This window comes from Chamaesiphon sp. OTE_8_metabat_110, assembly GCF_031382685.1.
In the GTDB taxonomy this organism is placed as follows: domain Bacteria; phylum Cyanobacteriota; class Cyanobacteriia; order Cyanobacteriales; family Chamaesiphonaceae; genus Chamaesiphon.
In genome coordinates this window covers 1-3,198 of sequence record NZ_JANMZA010000629.1, presented here as the reverse complement: position 1 = coordinate 3,198, position 3,198 = coordinate 1, and the positions used below count along the sequence as shown (strand labels likewise).

The following is a 3,198-nucleotide window of genomic DNA, read 5'->3' as shown; positions in this document are numbered from 1 at the left end:
TTCCACGAACTGCCCCCGGCGGTACGCCAAAAAGCGATCGAGGAATGCTATCGGGTGCTTAAGCCCGGTGGCACTTTCATCATTTGTGATTCGATTCAGGTGAGTGATTCGCCAGAGCTGGAGGCAATGATGCACATGTTCCACGAAACTTTCCACGAGCCTTACTATCGCAGCTATATGGAGGACGATTTGCTCGCCCGACTCAAGCAGGCTGGTTTTGCGGAAGTATTGCCTACCGAAGTTCACTTTATGAGCAAGTACTTGGTGGCTAAAAAGTAGGATTATCGACACTTCACAAACCCTTCTTTTGCGGTCGAAACCCCGTCGCCCTCACCCCCAACCCCTCTCCCAAGCTTGGGAGAGGGGAGCCGGAGCCGGAGGCGAGGGCGGGGTGAGGGCGACGGGGTTTCGCGCGTGGGGATGTTGGGTTTCATTCCTCAACCCAACCTACAACTTAATTTGGTATTACCCCAGATAGCGCAACTCGCTAATTTCATCGACTGTCAATTCCCAACCCAAAGCGCCAGCATTTTGATCGACTTGAGCGGCAGTTTTAATCCCTGGGATGGGAATGACACCGGGCTGACAGATCAGCCAGTTGAGAGCTACCTGAGCTGGAGTTTTGGAGTATTTCTCGCCCAGTTCATTGAGCTTATTGAAGACGGGTTGTAGTTTCATTAAACCAGCCGACTGAAACCGTTTGTCCATACTTCTTGCACCAGTAGGCGGATTGCTGGCAGTATACTTGCCTGTGAGTAAGCCTTGAGCCAGGGGGCTATACGCCAAAATCGTCACTCCCAATTCCCGCGCCGTTGCGAGTACCCCATTCGTCTCGATTTCGCGGGTGATGAGCGAATACCGCATTTGATTTACTGCCAAAGGCACACCGCGCCGCGCTAGCAAACGATGCGCTTCGCGGAGTTGTTCGGCACTATAGTTACTCACGCCAACAGACTTAACTCGCCCTTGCTCCACCTCGTCAGCGAGGGCATTCATCAAGCCTTCTTGACTTAAAAATGAAGGAGCCGGAAAATGGACTTGATACAGATCGATCGAGGGCATCTTCAAGCGTTTCAAACTAGCAGTCACGGCATCGGCAACATCTTCCTTTCGGAACCGCCACGGCAGGGGCGCGTATTTTGTTGCCATCTGGGTAGTCGCGCGGGTTTCTTTGATAAATTTCCCTAGTAATTCCTCTGACTTACCCAATCCGTAAACCTCGGCGGTATCAAAGAAGGTAATGCCTTTACTTATTGCAGCTTGAAAAGCCAGTCGCAGCTCAAGTTCGCCATAATCTTTGCCATATCCCCAAAACAGCGAATCGCCCCAAGCCCAGGTACCAAATCCGAGCGGTGTAACTTCAATGCCAGTATTACCTAGGATAGTCGTTGCCATGATTTAGAGTTTAGGAGGAAGAATACCTCCTAATTCTAACTAAAACCGTAGGTGGAATTATTGCCGATACTTTCACGTACAGATAAAACACCGATCGGGTGAATATAGCCTTTGAACGGACATTTGGCTTTTACGCTCCCTGCGGCTACTGCTGTCCCCACTAGGCAGTAACTTGACAAAATCAGACCGATACTGGCACTGGCGATCGTGTTCATGATGAATTTGTTTGACTACGGAGATCGAAATCTGGTGTTAATATCTAGACAACTATAATAACTGCCAGTTAGCAGCATTGAGACGATCGCATCATATGAACGATTCTCACCCCGAGCAACTACCGCAACGCCCCGCTCTTGAAGACACTGATTGGGATCGGCAGCGGGCTTGGGTCGAAATTGACTTAGCCGCACTGGCGCATAACGTCCGCCAAATTCGCAGCTTATTAGCACCAGATACTCAGATAATGGCGGTAGTCAAAGCCGATGGCTATGGGCATGGCGCGATCGAAATCGCCCGCACAATTATCGCCGAGAATGTGGAATGGTTGGCTGTGGCGACGGTAACTGAAGGGATCGAACTGAGATCTGCGGGCATAGTTGCCCCAATTTTGATTTTAGGTGCGGTAAATACCAACGTCCAGGCACAAGCGATCGCCAAGTGGGGATTACAGCCGACAATTTGCACGATCGAGCAAGCAATTTTACTCTCGAAAGCGATTGCGAAGCTAGCGCCCGGTTTACCTCTAACCGTCCATCTCAAGCTCGATACGGGAATGTCGAGATTGGGGGCAGATTGGCAGCAGGCAGTCGCTTTTTATCGTGAAGTGGCAAGTTTGCCATATTTACGGATTGGTAGCTTGTACTCGCATTTAGCTACCGCTGATGACCTCGATCCGACGGTGATGGAACTACAAATTGCCAGGTTCGATCGGGCGATTGCGGCGATTGGGGCGGCTGGATACACTATCCCGCTGCTACATCTAGCAAATTCTGCCGGGATTCTAGTTAGCGATCGATCGCACTATAATTTAGTCCGACCGGGACTGAGTTTGTACGGACTCTACCCAGCCCCGCATTTACAGCCAAAAATCTCACTTCAGCCCGTCCTGAGCGTCAAAGCCAGGATCTCCCAAATTAAGGAAATCGCGGCAGGGACGGGAGTCAGCTATGGGCATCGGTTTATTGCCGATCGGGATATGCAGATCGCCGTAGTCGAAATTGGTTATGCTGACGGGGTACCCCGTCGCTTGTCAAATCGGATGCAGGTAGCGATTAGGGGTTGCTTGGTACCGCAAATCGGCTCGATTACGATGGATCGGATCGTCCTCGATGTCAGTCAGATTCCCGATCTCCAAGTCGGCGAGATCGTCACCATTCTAGGACGAGACGGCACGATTGAGATTACCGCCGATGACTGGGCAAATGAGCTTGGGACGATCTCCTGGGAGATATTATGTGGCTTCAAGCACCGATTGCCACGCGTGAGTTAAGACTAAAATCGAGACTCAGCTTGCGAACTTATCCTTTGGAGTCATAATAATCAGAGGATCGAGTGCTAAGCTTAATAATGAACCGCACATTTTACCTGCTTTCTACTCGACTTCAATGTCAATAATTGCCAAGATCGGCGATTGTGAGGATGGGAAACAGTGTATGTGTATTTTTAGGTAAGTGACATTACCAAAATGTTAACAAATATCACAGGCAAGGAGGCGATCGCGAGTGGACGAGTCCTATCATACTTATCTCAACCGCGTGGCAAAAATGACCCTACCCGCCACCTATGAATCTCAGGTCAAAAATA

At 50.1% G+C, this 3,198-nt stretch carries 4 protein-coding genes; 2 read left to right on the top strand and 2 right to left on the bottom strand.

Going from position 1 to position 3,198, the window contains the following annotated elements; all coding sequences use genetic code 11:
* Positions 1-279: class I SAM-dependent methyltransferase (locus RMO52_RS22570; protein ID WP_396135085.1), on the top strand; the 279-nt coding region annotated here is incomplete at its 5' end.
* A gap of 186 nt (positions 280-465) precedes the next feature.
* On the opposite strand, the gene RMO52_RS22565 is transcribed toward RMO52_RS22570, so the two are convergent.
* The gene (locus tag RMO52_RS22565) at positions 466-1,395 is read right to left on the bottom strand and encodes an aldo/keto reductase (RefSeq protein WP_310418814.1); all 930 of its coding nucleotides are present in this window, start codon (positions 1,393-1,395) and stop codon (positions 466-468) included.
* 35 nt (positions 1,396-1,430) lie between these two features.
* Positions 1,431-1,610, bottom strand: coding sequence for a hypothetical protein (locus tag RMO52_RS22560; protein ID WP_310418811.1), 180 nt, complete (start codon positions 1,608-1,610; stop codon positions 1,431-1,433).
* Between the two features lie 95 nt (positions 1,611-1,705).
* Here RMO52_RS22560 and alr point away from each other — a divergent pair, with 95 nt between their 5' ends.
* On the top strand, positions 1,706-2,884 hold the full coding sequence (gene alr, locus RMO52_RS22555) for an alanine racemase (protein ID WP_310418808.1): 1,179 nt from the start codon (positions 1,706-1,708) through the stop codon (positions 2,882-2,884).
* Positions 2,885-3,198: the final 314 nt, after the last annotated feature.